The sequence below is a fragment of the Streptomyces sp. NPDC005566 genome, assembly GCF_040605575.1.
Taxonomy (GTDB): Bacteria; Actinomycetota; Actinomycetes; order Streptomycetales; family Streptomycetaceae; genus Streptomyces.
In genome coordinates, this window is sequence record NZ_JBEXDB010000009.1 from 252,006 (window position 1) to 267,594 (window position 15,589).

At 70.3% G+C, this 15,589-nt stretch carries 15 protein-coding genes and 2 pseudogenes; 8 read left to right on the forward strand and 9 right to left on the reverse strand.

Features of this window, described 5'->3' with window-relative positions; all coding sequences use genetic code 11:
• The first annotated feature begins 114 nt into the window (after positions 1-114).
• Both ABZS61_RS17000 and ABZS61_RS17005 read left to right on the forward strand, forming a co-directional pair.
• Entirely contained in the window at positions 115-1,512 is a 1,398-nt protein-coding gene (locus tag ABZS61_RS17000; RefSeq protein WP_356420873.1) for an 8-oxoguanine deaminase, read from the forward strand.
• A gap of 253 nt (positions 1,513-1,765) precedes the next feature.
• A complete protein-coding gene (locus tag ABZS61_RS17005) occupies positions 1,766-3,181 on the forward strand; it encodes a nucleobase:cation symporter-2 family protein (protein WP_356420876.1) in 1,416 nt (471 codons plus the stop codon).
• 77 nt (positions 3,182-3,258) lie between these two features.
• Here the strand turns inward: ABZS61_RS17005 and ABZS61_RS17010 are convergent, their stop codons facing one another.
• Together ABZS61_RS17010 and ABZS61_RS17015 are read right to left on the reverse strand one after the other, a co-directional pair.
• Positions 3,259-4,146: a chitosanase gene (locus tag ABZS61_RS17010; protein WP_356420879.1), complete on the reverse strand. Its 888-nt coding sequence runs from the start codon at positions 4,144-4,146 to the stop codon at positions 3,259-3,261.
• Positions 4,147-4,319: 173 nt separating this feature from the next.
• Positions 4,320-5,120, reverse strand: a complete 801-nt coding sequence (locus tag ABZS61_RS17015) for a chitosanase (RefSeq protein ID WP_356420882.1) — start codon at positions 5,118-5,120, stop codon at positions 4,320-4,322.
• A 64-nt stretch (positions 5,121-5,184) separates the two neighbouring features.
• Here ABZS61_RS17015 and ABZS61_RS17020 point away from each other — a divergent pair, with 64 nt between their 5' ends.
• On the forward strand, positions 5,185-5,865 hold the full coding sequence (locus tag ABZS61_RS17020; RefSeq protein ID WP_356420885.1) for an alpha/beta hydrolase: 681 nt from the start codon (positions 5,185-5,187) through the stop codon (positions 5,863-5,865).
• A 110-nt stretch (positions 5,866-5,975) separates the two neighbouring features.
• Here the strand turns inward: ABZS61_RS17020 and ABZS61_RS17025 are convergent, their stop codons facing one another.
• Positions 5,976-6,584 carry a TIGR03086 family metal-binding protein gene (locus tag ABZS61_RS17025; protein WP_356420889.1) on the reverse strand — a complete coding sequence of 203 codons (609 nt, stop codon included), beginning with the start codon at positions 6,582-6,584 and terminating at the stop codon, positions 5,976-5,978.
• A 128-nt stretch (positions 6,585-6,712) separates the two neighbouring features.
• Here ABZS61_RS17025 and ABZS61_RS17030 point away from each other — a divergent pair, with 128 nt between their 5' ends.
• The 4 genes from ABZS61_RS17030 (at position 6,713) to ABZS61_RS17045 (ending at position 10,450) form a co-directional block, all read left to right on the forward strand.
• Positions 6,713-7,705: a fibronectin type III domain-containing protein gene (locus ABZS61_RS17030; RefSeq protein ID WP_356420892.1), complete on the forward strand. Its 993-nt coding sequence runs from the start codon at positions 6,713-6,715 to the stop codon at positions 7,703-7,705.
• Positions 7,706-7,797: 92 nt separating this feature from the next.
• A complete protein-coding gene (locus tag ABZS61_RS17035; RefSeq protein WP_356420896.1) occupies positions 7,798-8,370 on the forward strand; it encodes a QsdR family transcriptional regulator in 573 nt (190 codons plus the stop codon).
• A gap of 112 nt (positions 8,371-8,482) precedes the next feature.
• Complete coding sequence (locus tag ABZS61_RS17040; RefSeq protein WP_356420899.1) at positions 8,483-9,847, forward strand: hypothetical protein; 1,365 nt, start codon at positions 8,483-8,485, stop codon at positions 9,845-9,847.
• Positions 9,848-10,093: 246 nt separating this feature from the next.
• A complete protein-coding gene (locus ABZS61_RS17045) occupies positions 10,094-10,450 on the forward strand; it encodes a hypothetical protein (RefSeq protein WP_356420902.1) in 357 nt (118 codons plus the stop codon).
• A 34-nt stretch (positions 10,451-10,484) separates the two neighbouring features.
• Here ABZS61_RS17045 and aceB read toward each other — a convergent pair whose 3' ends face one another.
• The 3 genes from aceB to ABZS61_RS17060 all read right to left on the reverse strand — a co-directional run bounded on the left by aceB (position 10,485) and on the right by ABZS61_RS17060 (position 12,965).
• Entirely contained in the window at positions 10,485-12,104 is a 1,620-nt protein-coding gene (gene aceB, locus ABZS61_RS17050) for a malate synthase A (RefSeq protein ID WP_356420905.1), read from the reverse strand.
• Between the two features lie 14 nt (positions 12,105-12,118).
• The gene (locus tag ABZS61_RS17055; protein WP_356420908.1) at positions 12,119-12,265 is read right to left on the reverse strand and encodes a hypothetical protein; all 147 of its coding nucleotides are present in this window, start codon (positions 12,263-12,265) and stop codon (positions 12,119-12,121) included.
• Positions 12,266-12,359: 94 nt separating this feature from the next.
• Complete coding sequence (locus tag ABZS61_RS17060; RefSeq protein WP_356420911.1) at positions 12,360-12,965, reverse strand: nucleotidyltransferase family protein; 606 nt, start codon at positions 12,963-12,965, stop codon at positions 12,360-12,362.
• Between the two features lie 202 nt (positions 12,966-13,167).
• Between ABZS61_RS17060 and ABZS61_RS17065 the strand changes: the two genes are divergently transcribed.
• Entirely contained in the window at positions 13,168-13,470 is a 303-nt protein-coding gene (locus ABZS61_RS17065) for a DUF5955 family protein (protein ID WP_329214973.1), read from the forward strand.
• Between the two features lie 49 nt (positions 13,471-13,519).
• Here ABZS61_RS17065 and ABZS61_RS17070 read toward each other — a convergent pair.
• The 3 genes and pseudogenes from ABZS61_RS17070 to ABZS61_RS17080 all read right to left on the reverse strand — a co-directional run.
• Positions 13,520-13,808 (reverse strand): annotated as a pseudogene (locus ABZS61_RS17070) (LuxR C-terminal-related transcriptional regulator); the annotation flags it as partial.
• Positions 13,809-13,823: 15 nt separating this feature from the next.
• Positions 13,824-14,457: pseudogene (locus ABZS61_RS17075) on the reverse strand (hypothetical protein); the annotation flags it as partial.
• A 171-nt stretch (positions 14,458-14,628) separates the two neighbouring features.
• Positions 14,629-15,429 (reverse strand): IclR family transcriptional regulator, encoded by an 801-nt coding sequence (locus tag ABZS61_RS17080; RefSeq protein WP_356420915.1) that lies wholly within the window; start codon positions 15,427-15,429, stop codon positions 14,629-14,631.
• Positions 15,430-15,589 lie beyond the last annotated feature (160 nt).

Consider the following 15,589-nt stretch of genomic DNA (forward strand, 5'->3'; position numbering starts at 1 on the left):
GGGGGCCGGACGTCCTCCTCCTACCTCGGCACCCACAGCCGCGACGCTGTGGCACTCAAATCCTCCTAGGGTCCTGCCGTGCCCACATCGCCAGAGACAGAAGAAGGAAGCACCATGGCAGCTTCGGCGGACCCCAGGCCCACACAGCGCATCGTCATCGAGAACTGTTCGATCGCGACCGTAGACGCCCACGACACCGAGTACGCCTCGGGCCATGTCGTCGTGGCGGGCAACCGCATCGAATCCGTCGGCGCGGGCAAGGCGCCCGAAGGCCTCACCGATGTCGTACGACGCATCGACGGCACCGGCCACCTCGTCACACCCGGACTGGTCAACACCCACCACCACTTCTACCAGTGGATCACCCGGGGGCTCGCGACCGACCACAACCTCTTCGACTGGCTGGTAGCCCTCTACCCGACGTGGGCGCGCATCGACGAGCGGATGGCCGGCGTGGCCGCGCAGGGCTCGCTCGCGATGATGGCCCGCGGCGGTGTCACCACCGCGATGGACCACCACTACGTCTACCCGCAGGGCGCGGGCGACCTGTCCGGCGCGATCATCGGCGCCGCCCGCGACATGGGCGTGCGGTTCACGCTCGCCCGCGGCTCCATGGACCGCAGCGAGAAGGACGGCGGACTGCCGCCGGACTTCGCGGTCGAGACCCTCGACGGTGCCCTCGCCGGTACCGAGGCGACCATCGACGCACACCACGACGCGTCGTTCGACGCGATGACCCGGATCGCCGTCGCGCCCTGCTCGCCCTTCTCCGTGTCGACCGAACTCCTCAGGCAGGGAGCCGAGTTGGCCCGCCGACGCGGAGTGCGGCTGCACACGCACGGATCGGAGACCGTCGAGGAGGAGCAGTTCTGCAAGGAACTGTTCGGCATGGGCCCCACCGACTACTTCGAGTCGACGGGCTGGCTCGGCGACGACGTGTGGATGGCGCACTGCGTCCACATGAACGACTCCGACATCGCCGCCTTCGCCCGCACCGGCACCGGCGTCGCGCACTGCCCGTCCTCCAACGCCCGCCTCGCCGCAGGCATCGCCCGTGTCCCCGACATGCTCGCCGCCGGCGTCCCGGTCGGTCTCGGCGTCGACGGCACCGCGTCCAACGAGTCCGGCGAACTCCACACCGAACTGCGCAACGCCCTCCTCATCAACCGTCTCGGCGCCCACCGCGAGAAGGCCCTCAACGCCCGCCAGGCCCTGCGCCTGGGGACGTACGGCGGTGCACAGGTCCTCGGCCGCGCCGAGGAGATCGGTTCCCTGGAGGCCGGCAAGCTCGCCGACCTCGTCCTGTGGAAGCTCGACACCCTGGCCCACGCCTCCATCGCCGACCCGGTGACCGCACTCGTCTTCGGCGCCGCGGCGCCCGTCACCCTCTCCCTCGTCAACGGCAGAACCGTCGTCGAGGACAACCACCTCACCACGGTGGACGAGGACGCCATCGCCCGCGCGACCCGCGACGAGGCCAGGCGCCTGGCGCAGATCGCCGCCGGGGCCTGACCCCCGGCCGCCGGAGCCTGACGCTCCGCACCCTCCCCCGACTGGCCGGCCGAGGGGGACGGCCCTGGGCCGGCCGCCGTGGCCCGAACCGGGTCAACGGCAGCCGTTGCGAGGGCGCGTGCCCATACGTACGCGCCCTCGCACCGGTGACGAAAGCTGCCGCATCAGCTGCACGACCTGCACCAACGCACCACTCAGCACCACCTCCCTGACACCCGCGTCCCCGACGCGTACCCGACCGGAGGAAGCCGCCGTGGCAGCTACGCCCAGGTTTCGCACAGAGATATCCGAAGGAACCGACCGGAAACACCCGGTCGACGAGACACTTCCCCCACTGAAGATGTTCACCAGCGGCCTGCAGCACGTGGCCGCCATGTACGCGGGTGTCGTCGCGCCGCCGATGATCGTGGGACCCGCCGTAGGACTCACCGCGAAGGAGACCGCCTTCCTGATGGGGGCGAGCCTCTTCACCGCGGGCATCGCCACCCTCCTCCAGACCCTGGGCTTCTGGCGCGTCGGCGCCCGGCTGCCGTTCGTCAACGGGGTCTCGTTCGCGGGGGTCACCCCGATGATCGCGATCGGCAAGGACCGGGGACACGACGGCATCGCCGTCATCTTCGGCGCGATCATCGTCGCCAGCCTCCTCGGCTTCGTACTCGCCCCGTACTTCTGCAAACTCGTCCGGTTCTTCCCGCCCGTCGTCACCGGCACCGTCATCACCCTGATCGGCGTCTCGCTGCTGCCGGTCGCCTTCAACTGGTCCCAGGGCGGCAACGCGGGCGCCGACGACTACGGTTCGACGACCAACATCACGATGGCCGCCGTCACCCTCGTGATCGTGCTCGCCCTGCGCAAACTCCTGCGCGGCTTCCTCCAGCAGATCGCGATCCTGCTCGGCCTGGTCATCGGCACGCTCATCGCGATCCCGGTCGGCATCACCGACTTCGGGACCCTCGGGGACGCCGACCTGGTCGGCTTCCCGACCCCGTTCCACTTCGGGGCCCCGCAGTTCGAGATCGCCGCGATCGTCTCGATGTGCATCGTGATGCTGGTCTGCATGACCGAGTCCACCGCCGACATGCTCGCCCTCGGTAAGATCGTCGGGCGTCCGGCGGACGAGCGGACCATCGAGGGCGGTCTGCGCGCCGACACGCTGGGCAGCGCCATCAGCCCGCTCTTCAACGGCTTCATGTGCAGCGCGTTCGCCCAGAACATCGGGCTGGTCGCGATGACCAAGGTCCGCAGCCGCTTCGTCGTCGCCGCGGGCGGAGCGATCCTCGTGGTGCTCGGACTGGTTCCGGTCGCCGCGTCCGTCATCGCCCTCGTACCGCTGCCCGTACTCGGCGGCGCCGGCATCGTCCTCTTCGGCTCGGTCGCCGCGAGCGGGATCCAGACGCTGGCCGCCGCGGCCCTGGAGAAGGGCGAGAACGCGCTGATCGTCGCGACCGCCGTCGGCATCGGCCTGATCCCGATCGCCGCGCCGGACTTCTACCACGCCTTCCCCGAGGACCTGCTCGTCGTCCTGGACTCGGGCATCTCCACGGGCTGTGTCGTGGCGATCCTGCTGAACCTTGCCTTCAACCACCTGGGCCGGAAGCCGGAGGGCGGCGAGGAAGTCGCCGGAATCGAACCGCCGAAGGATCCGGTGGCCCTGCCTGTCGCCCACTGACCGGGCGGCTCGGCGTCCGAGGCGCGTACGACGGCCCTTTGCGGGAACCGCCGTACGCGCCATGGGCGTTGGCGGGGTCAGCCGATGTGGAAGCTGTCGCCGTACACGTGCCAGTCGAGCGGCGGATCCAGGTTCAGATTGCCGTTCCGCAGGAACACCCGCTGGGCGGTGTCCACCCGGCTGGTGTCCGAATGGGCCTCCTCCTGCTTCATCGCCCAGACCCGTGCGTCCAGGAACGCGTTGAGGTAGGCGACCTCGTCGCCGCCCTGCGACGGCGGTTGTGCCTGGGCCAGAGCCATCCGGCGGATGGAGCCGAAGCTCGTGCTGTCACCGCCGCCGCCGTGCATGACGATGGCGTCGTAGTACGCGAACTGGCCGAGCGTTCCGAGGCCGTCGGACGTGCCCTGACTCACCGCCGGATCGAAGTACACCCGGTCCCGCTCGTCGTTCTGGGCCTGTTCGAAGGCCGGGTCCGACGCCGCCTCGGCCCAGTCCCTGGTGAAGCCCGGGTCGAGCCCGTCGTGGGAGTCGGAACCGTCCACCGCGCGCAGGGCGGGCAGGTACTTCGCGAGCACGTTGCCCGGCTTGCGTTCCGTGTACAGCTCGACGAGGTCGAGCATGTCGCCGGTGCCGGAGCAGAACCCGATGATGCCGGCGGTGTAGCCGCGGCCGTCGCCGATGTCCTCGATGTAGCCGTACTGGGCCTTCCAGTCCAGTGAGGAGTTCTCCGCGCTGGACACCAGCTGCATGGCGATGTCCTTCTTCGCGGGGTCGTCGAGCCCGTTCGCGGCGGCCTCCAGGTGATGCGCGGCAGACGAGGTGGGGGCGCCTGCCTGAGCGGTGAACGGAATCGCCGTGAGCGTCAGCCCGAGGGCCACTGCGGCGAGACCGAGGGGTCGGGTGAGACGGGGGAGTTGGGTGAGACGGGTGGTGCGACGTGCGGTGCCATTGTGGGGGTAGTGCACCAGTCCTCCAAACGGGAGTTCGTCGTTCCGATGTTCTGTTAGGAAGCTTTCCTATCAGGTGGTCGAGCCTGCGGTACAGACCCCGGACACAGATGTACGGGGCTCCTTTTCCGTACACGCAAGAGCCCCGCACCGCGTGCAGACACGCAGTACGGGGCTCGGAACGGTGACGCTCAGTAGTCGATCTGGTAGCTCTCGCCGTACACCTTCCACCGCAGCGGCGATTCCAGCTGAAGCTTTCCTTCGCGTACGAACACGCGTTGGGCGGTCTCCACGCGGCTGGTGTCGCTGTGGGAGGGCTCCTTGCGGATAGCGGCCACCCGGGCATCGAGGAAGGCGTTGAGATAGGCCTCCTCGTCCCCTCCGGCCGAGGGTGGCTCGGCAGCCGCGACGGCCTGGGCACGCATCGTGCGGAAGCCGACCGTGCCCGCCGCGTCCTCGTAACCGTGCATCACATAGGCGTCGTAGTAGATGAACTGGCCCAGGGCGCTGAGCCCGTCGGACTCGCCCTGACCGACCGCGGGATCGAAGTAGGAGCGGTCACGCTCCGTGTTCTGTGCGGCCCGGAAGGCCGGGTCCGACGCGGACTTCGCCCAGGCCTCCGTGAACGGTGCACCGAGCCCCGCGTGCGAATCGCCGCCCTTCACCGCGCGCAGCGCCGGCAGGAAGCGTTCGAGCGTGTTTCCGGGGCGCGCCGCCCCGTAGCGTTCGACGACCTTGAGCATGTCGCCGGTGCCGGAGCAGAACCCGATGATGCCGGCGGTGTAGCCGCGGCCGTCGCCGATGTCCTCGATGTAGCCGTACTGGGCCTTCCAGTCCAGCGAGGAGTTCTCCGCGCTGGACACCAGCTGCATGGCGACGTCCTTCTTCGCGGGATCGTCGAGCCCCTTCTCCGGGGCGTCGGCGGCCGGTCCGGAGCAGCCCGACAGGGCGAGGGCCACGATTACGGCGAGGGCGCGACACAGGTTCTTCACGCGACAAGCCTGCCAGGCGCGTGCACGGGACCGGACCACGCCCGACGGCTGTAGCGTTCGAGACATGGAAGATCGGTCTGTCCTGGATGTCGGCGATGTGCGGCTGGCGTACCGGACCTGGGGTGACCCCCTCGGCTCGCCGGTGGTGCTGCTGCACGGCCTCGGCGGCTCCGCCGTGAGCTGGGAGCCGGTGGCGCGGCTGCTCGGCGAGGAATGGCGGGTGTACGCACTCGACATGCGCGGCCACGGCGAGAGCGACTGGCCCGACGAGTACGCGCTCGAGCAGATGCGTGACGACGTCCTCGGCTTCCTCGACGAGTGCGAACTCGACCGGGTGGGCGTCGTGGGCCACTCGATGGGCGGAGTCGTCGCCTACCTGCTCGCCGAGGAGCACGCCGACCGGGTCGAGCGGCTGGTGCTGGTGGAGACCCCGCCGCCGTTCGCGGGACAGGAGCCGGCCGATCGCCCCAACGGACCCGTGGACTGCGACGAGAACGTACTCGCGGCCGTCAGGGCACAGATCGCCGCGCCCGACCCGCGGTGGGAGGAGGAGCTGGGGCAGATCGTCGCACCGACACTGATGATCGCCGGCGGCCCGGAAAGCGGTATGCCGCAGGGGCGGCTGCCGGACATGGCCTCCCTCATCCCCGACTGCCGGCTCATCACGCTGGGCGGGGGTCACCAGGTGCACGAGCGGCACGCGGACGAGGTGGCCCACCAGATCACCGAGTTCTTCACCAGCTGAGCCGTCCCGGAACTCCTGCCTGCCGCCCTGGGGACTCCTGCCTGCCGTCCCGGCAACTCCTGCCTACCGCCCCGGGAACTCTTGCCTGCCGTCCCGGACCCCCGCTTCCGTCAGTCGCCCGGCTTCCAGTCCGGCCGGCGACCGCTCAGCGCGATCACGCGGTCGAGCAGCGGCGCGTCCTGCGCAACCGGAACCGGCGGGCCGAAGATCGCGTCCGGACCGGACCTGTCGTCGTCCCCGGGCGCCAGCAGCGCCTCCGACGAGCGCAGGCTCGCCTCGTCCGCCCGGAATTCCTGACCGGTCGACCGGGCCAGATCCCACCCGTGCACGATCAGCTCGTTCGACACGACCATGGCGGCCACCGAGCCGGGCAGGTCCACCCCGCCGGCCTGGGTCATGCCCTCCACGGCGGCCGGGTCGCGCCACGCCGCGACGAGCTCTTCCAGCAGGGGAGGCAGCGACTTCCGCCAGTCGTCGGGGAGGACCGGCAGTGCCGAGCCCGGTGAGGTGCCCGTCGTCGGCCCCAGGTCCTTGCGTGCCGCGTCACGGAAGGCGACGGACAGGCCGAACACATGGGCGAGCAGCTCACGGACCGCGTAGTCCGGGCAGGGTGTGGGCCCGGAGAGCTGCCGGTCGTCGATGGAGCTGATCAGTTCGCCGATCTGTCTGGTCGCCGGTTCCAGATCGAGGGCGGGTGCGTTCCCGCTGAGCGTATCCATACTCCTCAGACTGCTCCGGCCCCCGGAACTCATCGCACTCATCGCAGGACATTGCGGAACGTTCTGATCCACGCCCTTGTGGACACCCCCACCTGCATGGCATACAGGTCTGGACCAATTGCTGCCGGATGGAAGGCATCACCGTGCAACGCCCCCACGCACGCACCGCGTTGGCCTGCTCCGCCGCCCTGCTCCTCGCCACCCTCACCGCCTGCGCGGGCGCCGCGGAAGCGGACACCCAGAAACCGACGGCACCCCAGGGGGTGACCGCACAGGCGGGCAGCGCCACGTCCGTCCACGTCATGTGGGAACAGGCCACGGACAACAAGAAGATCACCGGCTACGAGGTCTACCGCGAAGGGAAGAAGGCGGCATCCGTCCCGGCGACCAAGCAGATGACCGACATCGTCGGCCTGACCCCGGCCACCGCCTACACCTTCACCGTCCGCGCCCGTGACGGCGGCGGGAACCTGTCCGCACCGAGCGCGGCCGTCCCCGTCACCACCCCCGCTCCCACCCCTGCCGACGAGGAGCCCCCGACCCGCCCGGCGAAGCTGCGCGGCACGGCCGACGGCAGCCGGATGGCCACCCTCTCCTGGGGCGTCTCCACGGACAACGTGGGCGTCACCGCGTACGACGTCTACCAGGAGGACGCCAGGATCCACACCGTGCCGGGCACGCAGACGACGGCCCGGCTGACCGGACTGCGCCCCGGCACCGTCTACACCTTCACCGTCCGGGCCAGGGACGCCGCCGACAGGTCCTCACCCGACAGCAACGCGCTCGATCTCACGACGGCCTCCGCCCCCGGAGCTCCCGCGAGCACGGCACCCACCGGGCTGCGGACGAAGACGACCGCTGCGAGCAAGGAGTTCCAGGTCGACCTCTCCTGGGACCAGCCGGACACCGGCGGCACGATCCCGGCATACCAGCTGTACCTCAACGGGAAACTGACCACCACCATCGTCTGGGGCGGCACCCCGCCCGCAGGCCGCGCGACGTACCGGCTCACCCTCAGCGACCCGCCCGGCACGCGCTACTCGCTGAAGATCCGGGCCAAACTCCCCGACGGGACGTGGGGCGACTTCTCCGCCCAGCGCACGGTCGAGCTCACCGGCTGAGGGCACCGCCCGGGTGAGGGCCGCACGCGGTAAGGTACCGGCCCCCGTCCCGGGCCGCCCGGGGCGTCGGCGGAGGAGGAGGCGAGCCTGCCATGCCGGGTGCGGTACCTGCCCGACGCGTGGTGAGCCGGGGCCACGTCGTGCACGGCGCCTGCCGGTACTTCCTGCGGCACGGCACGGTGGACATGGACGCGCTCGCCCAGGACCTCGCGGTCAGCCGGGCGACGCTCTACCGCGTGGTCGGCAGCCGGGACGGCCTCCTGGCCGACGTGCTGTGGCAGCTGGCCGACCACCTGCTGGACCGGGCGCGGCGCCGCCGTACCAGTGCGGGCGTGGACGGAGTCCTGGAGATCACCAGATACTTCGTCACGTCACTGCGCGGCTCCGCCCCCTTCGGTGTCTTCCTGCGGGCCGAGCCCGAGACGGCACGACGTCTGCTGACCGGCGGTTGCGTGCACCGGCGGGCCGTCCTGGCTCAGCGAAGCATCCTGCTGGAAGCGGGGGAGCGGGACCGCCTCTGGCCCCGTTCCGGCATCGACGACCTGGCCTACCTCTACGTCAGGGTCGTCGAATCCACTCTGTACGCAGAACTGCTGAGCAGCCGCCGACCGGACCTCGCCCTGGCCGAACGCACTGCCCGCGCCGTACTCCAGCAAACCCGCTGAACGCCACCGGGCACGATCTGAGACCGCTGTCTCACCCTCGGACCGCCGACTGGTGGGCCCGTAGCCCCCGGCCGTAGTTTCCGACTCCGACGACGCCAACTCGGAGGAATCGATGACTCGTTCGCAGTCGGCCCGGACGGGCCGGGCCACGCTGCTCGCTGTGCTTCTGGCGCTCGTCGGGACACCGGCAGCCCTGACAGCCCCGACGCAGGCCGCGACCGCGCCGCGCACCACGGTCAATCCCGTGATCTTCGTGCACGGCCAGGAGGGCTCGGCCCAGCAGTGGCAGTCCCAGGCCAAGAGGTTCGCCGGCAACGGCTACCGCGACGACCTGCTGTACGTCCACGAGTACGACACCTCCCTCGCGACCGACGCCCATGCGATCGCCGGGCTGGAGGCACTGGTCGACTCCGTCCGGGCACGCACCGGCGCGGAGAAGGTCGACATCCTGGCCCACTCGCGCGGCACACGGGTGATGCACGCGTACCTCTCGGTGCCGGAGCGCGCGGCGGAAGTCGCCAAGTACGTGAATTTGGACGGCCGTACGGCGGCCGCACAGCCCGGCGGGATTCCCACCCTCGCCATCTGGAGCAGCCTCCAGCCGAACGGGTCGATCGGCGGGGCGCTCAACATTTACGAGCCACAGGCGGGACACACAGAGAGCGCCACATCCGCCGAGAGCTTTGCCCACATCTACACGTTCCTCCGCGGCAGGCCGCCGCTCACCACCCGGGTGATTCCCGAGCTGCCCGCCTCCGTGGAGATCGCCGGCCGTGCCGTGCACTTCCCGCAGAACAAGGGGCTCGCGGGGCGCCTCGAGGTGTGGAGGCTCGATCCCGCCACCGGCGCCCGGGCCGGTCTTCTTCCGCAGCACGTCGTGCGAGTCGGCGCGGACGGTGCCTTCGGCCCGCTCGGAGTCGGTGGACGCGGGCACTACGAGCTGGCGTTCATCCGCTCCGGCGAGCGCACCAACCACTTCTACTTCGAACCGTTCGAGCGCAGCGACCGCTTCGTGCGGCTGCTCGTCTCTCCTCCGGGCGGTGTCGCGGACTCCATCGACGCCTGTCCCGGGCACACCGCGCTCACCATCGTCCGCGCACGCGAGTGGCGGGCGGGCACGGTGGACGACGACCGGCTCCGCATCGGCGGGACCGATGTCCTCAACCCCGCCGTATCTCCCCAACTCCGTCAGATTCTCGGCCTGTTCGCCTTCGACAAGGGATGCGACGGGATCAGCCACCTCGACGCGGCGCTGCCGCCCTTCGACCGCGTCCCGTTCCTGACGGCCACCGACCTCTCTCTCCCGGCCGACGCACAGGCCCGCGGAGCAATTCCCGTCACCCAGACGATGCGCGGCACCGGTGGGGTCGACGAAACCCTCGCGGTACCCAACTGGCCCTCGGACCGGCACACGGTGTCGCTGCTGTTCAAGGACTACGTGGACATCCCGTTCGGCGGAGTGACGGCAGCGCGCTGAGCTCTGCGGGACGGTGATCGTGGCGGCGCAGCCTTCGCGCGTACCCGCACTCGGCAGGTTCGCCCGACTGCGCGAGCTGGAGGACGAGTTCGGTGATCCGTTCGGCCAGGGCGCAGCCGGGCGGGTTCGCAGTGGGGTGCCTCCCTGTGGCCAGGTGGTAAGTTTCGAACATGTTCAATAGTGGAGTTGCGGTCGTTCGAGCCGAGCGGCCGTACTCCTGTGCGCCGTGACGAGAGGCCCGCAGCGATGAGCCGTACCAGCCGTCCCCGTACAGCCCGGGTCGTGGCCCTCGTGTACGTCGTCGCCATGGTCGTCGGCGGGTTTATCCTGGGTGCTCAGGGCCCCTCGCACGCGGGTCCGTTGCTGTTCTGGTTGTCGCAGCCCGGTCTGAACTTCCTGTACGTCTTCGTCCTCATGCCGCTCACCGCGGTGTTCGACGACCTCGGTGGGGGCGGGGGTGACGCCGGTCCGTACAGCCTGGCGCTCTCGTGCGGGCTCGGGGCGATCGTGAATGTGCTGCTCGTCCGGGCCGTGGTGTGCTTCGTGCGCATGGTCGCCGCCGACCTGCCCGCATGCCGGAAGCGCCGCACCCCGGCGCGGTGATACGCGGGGTACGGCGCTTGCCGGGGGCCTGCCGTCAGCCCAGCTGCTCGTACGCCGGCAGCGTCAGGAAGTCCGCGTAGTCCTGGTCCAGCGAGACCTGGAGCAGCAGGTCGTGGGCCTGCTGCCACTTGCCTGCGGCGAAGGCCTCGTCGCCGAGTTCCGCGCGGATCGCGGCCAGTTCCTCGCCGGCGACCTTGCGGGCCAGGTCCGCGGTGGCGTGTTCGCCGTTCTCGAAGACCACGTCCGCGTTGATCCACTGCCAGATCTGCGAGCGCGAGATCTCGGCGGTGGCCGCGTCCTCCATCAGGTTGAAGATGGCGACCGCGCCCATTCCGCGCAGCCACGCCTCGATGTAGCGGATGCCGACCGCGACGGCGTTGTGCAGGCCGTCGAACGTGGGCTTCGCGTCGAGGGTGTCGATGGCGATCAGGTCGCCCGCCGCCACCGAGACGTCCTCGCGCAGGCGGTCCTTCTGGTTCGGCTTCTCGCCGAGGACCGCGTCGAACGAGGCCATCGCGATCGGGACGAGGTCGGGGTGCGCGACCCAGGAGCCGTCGAAGCCGTCGTGCGCCTCGCGGTCCTTGTCTGCCTTGACCTTCTCGAAGGCGACCTTGTTGACCTCGGCGTCGCGTCGCGAGGGGATGAAGGCCGCCATGCCGCCGATGGCGTGCGCGCCGCGCTTGTGGCAGGTGCGGACCAGGAGTTCGGTGTACGCGCGCATGAACGGGGCGGTCATCGTGACGAGGTTGCGGTCCGGCAGGACGAACTTCGAGCCGCCGTCGCGGAAGTTCTTGACGATGGAGAAGAGGTAGTCCCAGCGGCCCGCGTTCAGCCCGGAGGCGTGGTCGCGCAGCTCGTAGAGGATCTCCTCCATCTCGTACGCGGCGGTGATCGTCTCGATCAGGACGGTCGCGCGGACCGTGCCCTGCGGGATGCCGACGTAGTCCTGGGCGAAGACGAAGATGTCGTTCCAGAGGCGTGCCTCCAGGTGCGACTCCGTCTTCGGGAGATAGAAGTACGGGCCCTTGCCGAGGTCGATCAGCCGCTGGGCGTTGTGGAAGAAGTAGAGGCCGAAGTCGACCAGGGCGCCGGGCACCGGGGTGCCGTCCAGCTGGAGGTGGCGCTCGTTCAGGTGCCAGCCGCGCGGGCGCGTGACGACGGTCGCGAGCTCCTCGGCGGGCTTGAGGGCGTACGACTTGCCGGACTTCGGGTCGGTGAAGTCGATGTTCCGGGTGTACGCGTCGATCAGGTTGAGCTGGCCGGTGATCACGTTCTCCCACGTGGGGGCGGACGCGTCCTCGAAGTCGGCGAGCCAGACCTTCGCGCCCGAGTTCAGGGCGTTGATGGTCATCTTGCGGTCGGTCGGACCGGTGATCTCCACCCGGCGGTCGTCGAGCGCGGCCGGGGCCGGTGCGACCTTCCAGGTGTCGTCCACGCGGATCGCTTCCGTCTCCGGCAGGAAGTCCAGCGTGGAGGTGCGGGCGATCTCGGCGCGGCGCTCGCCGCGGCGGGCGAGCAGCTCGTCACGCCGGGGCGTGAACTGCCGGTGCAGCTCCGCCACGAACGCGAGAGCCGCATCGGTCAGGACCTCGTCCTGCCTCGGCAGGGTCTCGGCGTCGACGATGGCCAGCGGGGACGGCGCTGGTGCGGACATGAGCTGTCACTCCTTCAGCGGGTGGCGCGGGCGGCGGCCCACAGCCGCCGGGTCGCCTGGAACGGCACTGCGTGCCATGGCTCCGGGATGCGGTCGTGGGTGCCGTCCGGGTGCGGAAGCGGCACTTCGCGCTTCTGATCAGTGGATATTAGTTTCCTCATGGTGGAAGTTCAATGGTTTGTTGATGTCGAGATTCTCCCGCTCGACAGAAGTGCGGAAGCGATGGCGCACCGTGCCATGGCGGGTACCCTCCGTTCATTCCAGGTACCCCAGGTCCTCCGCCGTGTCGATGTCGTACGCCTGAGCCACATCGGAACACTCGACGAGCGTGATCGCATCGCGGTGCGTCCGCAGGTACGCCCGCGCACCCTGGTCGCCGACCGCGCCCGCCCCGACGTCCGCCCACCGCGCGGCGCCGAACATCACCGGATGGCCCCGCTGCCCGTCGTACGTCGCCGCGACCAGGCTCGTCCGGGACCGGTACGCCGACCGCACCCGCGCCACCGCCTCCGCGCCGATACCCGGCTGGTCGACCAGGAGGACCAGGGCCGCATCCGCGTCCGAACCGGTGAGCGCATCGAGCCCCGCACGCAACGAGGAGCCCATGCCGTCCTCCCAGCGGGGGTTCACGGTCACCGTGCACCTGGAGAGGTCCGCCCGGGCCTGTGCCTCCTCGGCCGAGGCGCCCAGCACCACATGGACCGGGCCGCACCCGCCGTTGCGCAGCGCGCGGACCGCGTGCTCGACCAGGGGGCGCCCGCGGTGTTCCAGCAGCGCCTTCGGCCGGCCGCCGAGCCTGCGGCCGCCACCTGCGGCGAGCAGCACCCCGGCGACCACGGGGATCGATTGTTTGTGAGCCATGCGCTCTGGATACCACTGCACTGTTCGCACTGGCGAAATGGAGGTCACTCTCAGGGAGTACTCTCATTTTCCGGCCGCGGAGTGGCGCACGCCACCTTTCATGGCGTTAACTTGACGACGGACCCAGGCACTTGACCGCCGCCCGGGACCTGGTCGATACACGGCACAGGAACGTGCGAGGGGGAGTGCTTTGTTGCGAAGCGTGGGGCAGAAGCGGTTGACCGGCAGTGATGAGGATCCGAGAGTCGCGGAGTTGCGTACGGCCGTGTCCCGGCTCCGCCGTGAACTGGCCGGACACCCCGTGGAGTTCCCCGACCGCGGAATCGCCGAGGACGAGCTGGCCGCGCTGGACGCCATGGCGGTCAGCGGAACGCCGGAGATCCCCCGGCTGCGCCGTTCCCTCCTGCTGGTCGCGGGGGCGATCGGCTCGGTGAGCGCACTCGCTCCCGGCCTGCGGGACGTAAGGATCGCCGTGGACCTCTTCGGGGAGCCGCCGCGCCCGTGAGGGTGGTGTGAGTGCCCATCCGCCGCGCCCGTGAGGGAAGCGCGCCCGGTCAGCGGCGGATCGGGCGGCGTGCCGTCGCCGCAGCGACCGCCGAGGTGCGGGCGTCGACGCCGAGCTTGGCGTAGATGTGCACCAGATCGGACTTCACCGTCGCCGGGCTCAGGAAGAGCCGCTTGCTGATCTGCTGGTTCGACAGGCCCTCACCGACCAGCTGGAGCACTTCGAGCTCCCGTTTGGTCAGGGCCTGGGGCAGGGGTCCGCATCCGGTCCATCAGGCGGTGCGCGACCGCCGGGGCGAGCGCCGAGCGGCCGGCGGCAGCCGTACGTACCGCCGCCGCCGGGTCGAAGGCCTACCCGTCGTCGACGACGTCCAGGGGCAACGCTGTCCCCATGAAGCTGAGGGTGACCTCCGTCCGCAGCGCACCCGAGTCGCGCACCGCGTCGGCCGGCGCCGACCGGGCGGTACGGAGCATCGCCGCCCCGTACGGGGTGGGCAGCTCCACCGGCGTACCGCTGACCGCGCGAACTGCAGGGTGAGTTCCGGTGCCGAGGTGCGTGACGAGAGACGGGCGAGGGCCGCTGCCGGCGAACCGTGCTCCAGGTCCGGCGGGCTCAGGGCGCGTACGAAGCGGCGGGCCTCGGCCAGGTTGTCCTGCGCCGCCTGACGGGCCCGGCGGACGTGTGCCGTGGCCGCGCAGGACGGCCACCCACAGGCCCTCGGACGACAGGGCGAGCAGAGCGAGCCAGAACGCGCACAGAGCAGTGAGCCACACGGCGGCGGCGCGCGCGTCCGCGGCTGTACGACCGGGGCCGACGCACCCGATGCGTACAGCGCGGCCATCACCCCCGCCACGACGACGACGGCCGTGGAATGCGTAGTGCCGTCACTCACCGCTCGTGCCGCGGCCGGTGCCGGCAGCCCCATCGGCTGTGCGTGCAGGCAGAGCCGCAGCGCGGCGGTGACGGGGTGTGCGAACGCGAATCCATAGTCGGGCCAGATGCAGGTGGCCTTGCACTCGCGGCATGAGGCTCGTCCCCCCTGTAAGGCTCGAGGATCCCGATCCGCACCCGTCGGCACGCGTCCCACCCCGTCACACGCGGGGCAACGATCTCCCAGGCTCAAAGTCAACTGCATTGGCCGTCGACGGCCCCCGAGGTTCAGGCCGTCGAGCCGTTGCTGGCCAGTGCCTCGGAGAGCTCCTTCGAGATCTGCTGGAGGATCGGCACGATCCGCTCCGTCGCCGCCTCCGTCACCCGTCCCGCCGGACCCGAGATGGAGATGGCGGCCGAGGTGGGGGAGTTGGGCACGGACACCGCGAGGCAGCGGACCCCGATCTCCTGCTCGTTGTCGTCCACCGCGTAGCCCGCCCTGCGCACCTGTTCGAGTGCGTCGAGGAAGCCGTCCGGTGTGGTGATCGTCTTCTCGGTGGCCGCGGGCATTCCCGTACGTGCCAGCAGCGCCCGGACCTCGTCCGCCGGCGTGTTCGCGAGCAGGGCCTTGCCCACACCCGTGGAGTGCGGGAGCACCCGGCGTCCCACTTCGGTGAACATACGCATCGAGTGCTTCGAGGGCACCTGTGCGACGTACACGATCTCGTCCCCGTCGAGCAGCGCCATGTTCGCCGTCTCGCCGGTCTCCTCGACCAGGCGCTGGAGGTACGGACGCGCCCAGGTGCCCAGCAGCCGGGACGCGGACTCGCCGAGCCTGATCAGCCGAGGGCCCAGCGCGTAACGGCGGTTGGGCTGCTGGCGTACGTAGCCGCACACGACCAGCGTGCGCATCAGCCGGTGGATGGTCGGCAGCGGAAGGCCACTGCTCGCGGAGAGTTCGCTGAGCCCGACCTCGCCCCCGGCATCCGCCATGCGCTCCAGCAGGTCGAAGGCGCGCTCGAGAGACTGCACCCCGCCACTGGGACCGGCGGGCTTGGAGTCGGATGTGCTGGCGTGGGACGGCGGCACGTCAACGGTCCTTTCGAAGCGGAGGCAAGGCAGCAGCCTACCGGGCTGCTCCCGATCGGCCCACTGCTCCCGGTGCGGCGTCCTTGCCGGTCAGCACCTGTTTTGTCCCGGTGTCGACAGTCCCGGCCGCGGTCTGTCCGGGGTGCGGTGGTGCCGCTTC

Coding starts and splice junctions, on each gene's coding strand:
- ABZS61_RS17000 (WP_356420873.1), top strand. CDS start 115: ATGGCAGCTTCGGCGGACCCCAGGCCCACACAGCGCATCGTCATCGAG.
- ABZS61_RS17020 (WP_356420885.1), top strand. CDS start 5,185: ATGGAAGATCGGTCTGTCCTGGATGTCGGCGATGTGCGGCTGGCGTAC.
- ABZS61_RS17025 (WP_356420889.1), bottom strand. CDS start 6,584: ATGGATACGCTCAGCGGGAACGCACCCGCCCTCGATCTGGAACCGGCG.
- ABZS61_RS17030 (WP_356420892.1), top strand. CDS start 6,713: ATGGAAGGCATCACCGTGCAACGCCCCCACGCACGCACCGCGTTGGCC.
- ABZS61_RS17035 (WP_356420896.1), top strand. CDS start 7,798: ATGCCGGGTGCGGTACCTGCCCGACGCGTGGTGAGCCGGGGCCACGTC.
- ABZS61_RS17040 (WP_356420899.1), top strand. CDS start 8,483: ATGACTCGTTCGCAGTCGGCCCGGACGGGCCGGGCCACGCTGCTCGCT.
- ABZS61_RS17045 (WP_356420902.1), top strand. CDS start 10,094: ATGAGCCGTACCAGCCGTCCCCGTACAGCCCGGGTCGTGGCCCTCGTG.
- aceB (WP_356420905.1), bottom strand. CDS start 12,104: ATGTCCGCACCAGCGCCGTCCCCGCTGGCCATCGTCGACGCCGAGACC.
- ABZS61_RS17055 (WP_356420908.1), bottom strand. CDS start 12,265: ATGAGGAAACTAATATCCACTGATCAGAAGCGCGAAGTGCCGCTTCCG.
- ABZS61_RS17060 (WP_356420911.1), bottom strand. CDS start 12,965: ATGGCTCACAAACAATCGATCCCCGTGGTCGCCGGGGTGCTGCTCGCC.